The organism is Acinetobacter sp. YH12058, assembly GCF_013419805.1.
In the GTDB taxonomy this organism is placed as follows: Bacteria; Pseudomonadota; Gammaproteobacteria; order Pseudomonadales; family Moraxellaceae; genus Acinetobacter; species Acinetobacter towneri.
Genome location: NZ_VOZL01000042.1, coordinates 1 through 5,599 on the forward strand (window position 1 = coordinate 1; position 5,599 = coordinate 5,599).

Consider the following 5,599-nt stretch of genomic DNA (forward strand, 5'->3'; position numbering starts at 1 on the left):
CAAACTCTTCAGTTAAAATCATTTTGAAGTTTTAATCTAAACTTCCAAATCTGGCTCATCAATTTCCTGACTTAAATTTCGCTCAAATAAACTTCGAGTAATTTAAACCAATCAATCAATGAAATATCTTCGATTAATCAATCAGTAAAAATCCACACAAGTTGTTCTTCATAATCTCTTAATGATCTTAATTTCTGCCTCATCAGCAGAAATTTTAACGCAAAACACTTCTAACAACTCAACCCTGTAAGCTAAGTTCGTAGGCTGTTTCGCGTCGGGATGGGTGCATTCTAGGGGATTTCAAAATCTTTGCAAGCCCCAAATTAGGATATTTTTCACGTATGTATTTTTTTTCTACAAAAATACTTGGTTTTTTAATTTTTTAGCTATTTTTTCATCAAATTTAAATAAAAACTCACATCTACAAAGTAAAGAGGGCTTTTTTATCCATACTTTTATGGGCTCAAATCGGTCAAGTTTTGCAGGCTGTAATCAACGATTGCCAATGTATACAATTCTTTTTGTCTTATGATATCTAAAAAAATTTTACATCTCAGTTAAAAATGCTTTTGCATTATCCAGAATCATATTCCTACATACGGCGTACCTATCATTGATTTCATATCAGTGTGGAGGTCTTGTCCGTTGATTAAAAGTTGGTGTTCAGCATTTACATTATTGATTTCAAGTCGAATGAGTCTACTCCTCTATTCAACAAGTTTAGATCGCGCCATCCACATGCACTACCTACAAGAGGTTTTGCCGTATAAAAGTAGCTTTAGCTTTGAATTTTGAGTTTTGAGTTTTGAATTTAGGTCTTAAAGTTTTAAGAAAATTTTTATAAAACAAAGAGAAGTAATCTTACATTTTACCTTTAGATATAAACCACAACAAAACTAGAGGCAAAAAAAAGAAAGAGATCTCTCCCAAAATCTCTCCCTCGGAGTTGAATCTATATGCGATCCATATATCATTATTATAGTTATACGAAAAAAAGAGTCCCTTGGGGAAGGGACTTGTAAATTGTGGAGCTATAGTTATAAGTACCCTCTAGATCTGTTTTGTACACTGTGTCTAGATGGGTAAATCTTATACATAACTGAGCAAAAATGCAAGCTACTTGGCAAAATTTAAGTGTTGTTTTTATAAGGTTTTTTTTGAATTTACTTATTCATATAATTAATATACCAAACAGAAAATAAAAGCAGACCGAAGCCTGCTTTTATTTCAATCACTTAGAATGGACCTAGTCCGTAAATGTGACTTTGGCAATGGCTTTTTTGCCCGCCTGAATAATATGCGTTGCATTTTCCTTCACAGAAAAACCTGCATCTACAACATTCCAGTCCACTTTTACTGCACCACGTGCAACTGCATCTTTGGCTTGCGCTGCATTTTTAGTCAGGCCTGCTGCACGCACAATAGAAGCAATAAATAATTCACCGCCAAACTCAGCACGTGAAATGGTCACCTCAGGTGTACCTTCTGGTAATTCACCTTCGGTAATAATATTGCCCGCACCTTTATGGGCGTTTGCAGCAGCTTCCGCACCGTGGAAACGCTCAACCAACTCAAGTGCCAAAATCTTTTTGATTTCTTGAGGATTACGCCCTTCTGCCATTTCTTTCAACAATACGTCAATTTCATCCATTGACTTAAAGCTGAGTAATTCAAAATAGCGTTCTATCAGACTGTCTGGCATAGATAAGACTTTTTGATACATCGCACCCGGTGCATCAAACACGCCAATATAGTTGCCTAAAGATTTAGACATTTTATTGACGCCATCTAAACCTTCTAAAATTGGCACCGTGATACACACTTGCGCTTCTTGATCATAACGACCTTGTAAGGTACGTCCCATCAACAAGTTAAAGGTCTGGTCTGTACCACCTAACTCCACATCGGCTTGTAAGGCCACCGAGTCATAACCTTGTACCAATGGATACAAAAATTCGTGAATCGCGATCGGTTGTTGGTTGTTATAACGCTTGGTGAAGTCATCACGTTCCAACATGCGTGCTACAGTCTGCTGCGATGCCAATTGGATTAAATCGGCTGCAGTTTTTGTAGCAAACCATTCAGAGTTAAACACCACTTTGGTTTTCTGAGGATCAAGAATTTTAAAAACCTGTTCTTGATAAGTTTTGGCATTTTCCAAAACTTTTTCACGTGACAACGGCGGACGAGTTGCACTTTTACCTGTTGGATCACCAATCATGGCCGTATAGTCGCCAATCAAGAAAAATACTTCGTGACCTAAGTCTTGGAATACTTTTAATTTATTGATTAATACCGTATGCCCCAAGTGTAAATCAGGTGCTGTCGGGTCAAAACCCGCCTTAATTTTTAAAGGACGATTCTCTTTTAATTTCTTCAGAAGATCTTCTTCAGAAATAATTTCATGCGTGCCTCGTTGAATGAGAGCAAGTTGTTCTTCAGCCGGCAGGAAATTTGACATCACGAAATCCAAACACATCAGTTATTCAATTTGTGCGATATACTAACACTTTTTCAGCATATTGCAGGCTATAGAATAACCATGACAGCGATCTATATTGGGGTAATGACGGGCACAAGCATGGATGGTGTCGATCTTGTTGCTGCTTCTTTTGATCCACTGCAACTCCACGCCACCCTAACTTTGCCGTTTGACCCTGATTTACGTGATGAACTCATGGCACTGACTTTGCCTGATGACAATGAAATTGACCGCATGGGCAAGGCCGATGTAGCTTTGGCCACCATGATTGGTCATGGCATTAATAGTCTGATCGAAAAAAATAAACTAGATAAATCTCAAATTAAAGCGATTGGCTCACATGGTCAAACCATTCGTCATCGTCCCGAACATGGCTTTACCTTGCAAATTGGTGACCCCAATATCATCACTGAAATCACACAACTTCCTGTAATTTCAGATTTTCGTCGTCGTGACATGGCCGCAGGTGGACAAGGTGCACCTTTAGTACCCGCATTCCATCAAAACTTATTTCAACATTCGAGTATTCATCGGGTTATTTTAAATTTAGGCGGTATTGCCAATGTCAGCTTATTACCTGCGGGGCAGCCTGAAGCAGTATCTGGTTTTGATACAGGGCCTGCCAATATTTTAATGGATGCTTGGTGTGAGCGTTATACAGGTCAGCCGTATGATGAAAATGGCAACTGGGCTGCTTATGGACACCCGATTCGCAGCTTGTTAGATCGTTTACAAGCCCACGCTTTTTTCTCTAAAGAACCACCCAAAAGTACAGGGCGCGAAGACTTTAACTTGGAATGGTTAGATGAACAGGTTGCCGATTGGCGTAATGATGTGGAATATGACGAGCTGGAAGATAATCCTGAAAATATTCAGGCGACTTTATTAAAGCTCACCACCCGCGCGATTAAAAAAGCCATTTATCGTTCAGGCATGGATACAGGTGAAGTCTATGTCTGTGGCGGTGGTGCCTATAATTCTTATTTGCTAGAGCAATTGCGCTGGCGTTTGCGCAAACATCAATGGACTGTACAAAGTACAGCCGATTTAGGGCTAAACCCAACATGGGTCGAAGCCACCGCCTTTGCTTGGTTGGCAATGCGTTTTTGTCAGCAATTAAGTGGCAATTTACCTGCGGTCACAGGGGCTAAAGGTGATCGCATTTTAGGTACCATGACTTTGGTTTAAGGATGCACTTTTAAACCAGATCAGTAGCAACAAAAAAGCCTTTCCTCTTCTATATAGGAAAGGCTTTGATCATTTTGAGTGCATCAATCTACTTTTTCAGATGCTGATACTCAAAAATATTTAAATCATACTTAGATTGAGAATGAAGAACCACAACCACAAGTCGTGGTTGCATTCGGGTTTTGTACCACAAAACGCGAACCTTCCAAGCCTTCAATATAGTCCACTACCGAGCCAACTAAATATTGATAGCTGAGTGAATCGACCAGCATTTTTACATCGCCATTCACAAATTCTGCATCATCTTCATTTTGGCTTTCCGCAAAGTTAAAGCCATAAGAAAATCCTGAACAACCGCCACCTGTCACATATACACGTAGCATTAAGTCTTGATTACCTTCACTGTCACGCAATTGGCGAACTTTTTTAGCAGCGTTGTCGGTGAGCTCAAGTGCTTGGGCATTCATGATGGATTTTCCTCAGGTACAATTCAGATGTCTTTTCTGCAAAAAGACCACTTATCAAGTATAGCATACTCAATATTGGGACGGTGATGCAGAATTAAAGTGAATTCTGAGTAATTACCTCAAGATTCTCCAATTATTTGTAATTTTCGTCCTGCAAGCCACATTCAAAATTGGTTGGCGCTTCTTTACAGCGGAATTGCCACAATAATTTCATCATGCGTTTGTCATAAACACCACGTTTAGTTAAATCAATCCGCGATTCACGCATCATTTTTTGATAACCCGGTTGATCTGCTGCAGGCACTTGCATCCAATATTTTGCAGGAATATCGGCTTTCATTTTGCCTAAAATACCAAAGGCACGTGGTAACTGCCCTTTCACCCATTCACGTGATTTTTGCCCAAAACCTGCAGGGAATTTATCTGGGCGGATAATAATATTGCCCGTGACCTGTAAAATTGGATAATTCACAATCGCGCCTTTAGTGCCTAAGCCTTTATGTAGTTCCAAAGGACGGAATACTGCAGCAGGCGCACCAATAATATCGACCTGACCATTGTTAAATTTACTGCCAAAATTGGTGACATCGGCACTGACTGCTTGCGCACCAATTTGCTGTACCATAATTTTTTGCGCTTGGTCATAATCTAAAACAGCAATTTTTTTCCCCGCGGCTTTGGCGACACTATTAATACTGCGGTCATTCACCATCAAAAAGGCATCACCCACAGGAATGACACCTGCGACTTCATACTGACCATTGCGCATATATTTGGCAAAAGCAGGACTCGCCAAACCTTGCATGACTTTAACTGCCAGTTTTAAATCTGGAATCGCACCAATTGCATCTAATGAGCCTGTAAAATGGTTAAATTGACGACCACGCATGCCCGTCACACTAATACCATCACATTTTCCTGCTTTAAAATCTTCTGCAATCACGCCTTCGTTTTGACCTACGCGTAACTCAATTTCTGCGCCCCAGTTTTTGGCCGCCAATTGATAGTCTTGCATTAAGTTATAGACATCACCGTTTTTACCGACCAAGTCGAATACACAGACCACTTGCTTAGCCTGCACTGCACTGGCGGCTAAAGACAAGCCTGCACCGAATAATAAAGCTTGCGTCCATTGTTTCATTTTATAGTTCCTTCCATTTTTTGTTTTTCTGGTCAAAATTGATTCAAACCTTCAATTTTGTAGCACTGTACTTTTCATCAAGCTAAGATTAGCGAATTTTGATCTTTGGCTGATATGACTCAATTGACGAATCTTTCAATTTGACATCCTCCCCGACCTAAAGGACGGAGATTCCTACTGCTAGACGCTCATGTCCGAGCGCAAGAATATTCAGTGCGGAATTTACATCCCGATCATGGAGCGTACCACACTCCACACACTGCCATTCTCTTATTCCAAGTCCTGCTCTACCTTCCGGACTACTGGAGCGTGAGCCACAGC

The 5,599-nt window shown here is 40.1% G+C and carries 5 protein-coding genes; 1 reads left to right on the forward strand and 4 read right to left on the reverse strand.

What is annotated here, in order from left to right; translation table 11 throughout:
• Positions 1 to 1,246: 1,246 nt before the first annotated feature.
• Positions 1,247 to 2,479 carry a tyrosine--tRNA ligase gene (gene tyrS, locus FTU09_RS13390; RefSeq protein ID WP_168418748.1) on the reverse strand — a complete coding sequence of 411 codons (1,233 nt, stop codon included), beginning with the start codon at positions 2,477 to 2,479 and terminating at the stop codon, positions 1,247 to 1,249.
• 63 nt (positions 2,480 to 2,542) lie between these two features.
• Between tyrS and FTU09_RS13395 the strand changes: the two genes are divergently transcribed.
• Entirely contained in the window at positions 2,543 to 3,670 is a 1,128-nt protein-coding gene (locus FTU09_RS13395) for an anhydro-N-acetylmuramic acid kinase (RefSeq protein WP_180080532.1), read from the forward strand.
• A 131-nt stretch (positions 3,671 to 3,801) separates the two neighbouring features.
• Here FTU09_RS13395 and erpA read toward each other — a convergent pair whose 3' ends face one another.
• From erpA to FTU09_RS13410, 3 genes are all read right to left on the reverse strand, one after another.
• Positions 3,802 to 4,137 carry an iron-sulfur cluster insertion protein ErpA gene (erpA, locus tag FTU09_RS13400; protein WP_004969742.1) on the reverse strand — a complete coding sequence of 112 codons (336 nt, stop codon included), beginning with the start codon at positions 4,135 to 4,137 and terminating at the stop codon, positions 3,802 to 3,804.
• A 133-nt stretch (positions 4,138 to 4,270) separates the two neighbouring features.
• On the reverse strand, positions 4,271 to 5,278 hold the full coding sequence (locus FTU09_RS13405) for a putative solute-binding protein (RefSeq protein ID WP_131261901.1): 1,008 nt from the start codon (positions 5,276 to 5,278) through the stop codon (positions 4,271 to 4,273).
• A gap of 157 nt (positions 5,279 to 5,435) precedes the next feature.
• Positions 5,436 to 5,599 (reverse strand): zinc ribbon domain-containing protein (locus tag FTU09_RS13410; RefSeq protein ID WP_178319679.1); only part of this gene is annotated, 164 nt, incomplete at its 5' end.

Coding starts and splice junctions, on each gene's coding strand:
- tyrS (WP_168418748.1), bottom strand. CDS start 2,479: ATGTGTTTGGATTTCGTGATGTCAAATTTCCTGCCGGCTGAAGAACAA.
- FTU09_RS13395 (WP_180080532.1), top strand. CDS start 2,543: ATGACAGCGATCTATATTGGGGTAATGACGGGCACAAGCATGGATGGT.
- erpA (WP_004969742.1), bottom strand. CDS start 4,137: ATGAATGCCCAAGCACTTGAGCTCACCGACAACGCTGCTAAAAAAGTT.
- FTU09_RS13405 (WP_131261901.1), bottom strand. CDS start 5,278: ATGAAACAATGGACGCAAGCTTTATTATTCGGTGCAGGCTTGTCTTTA.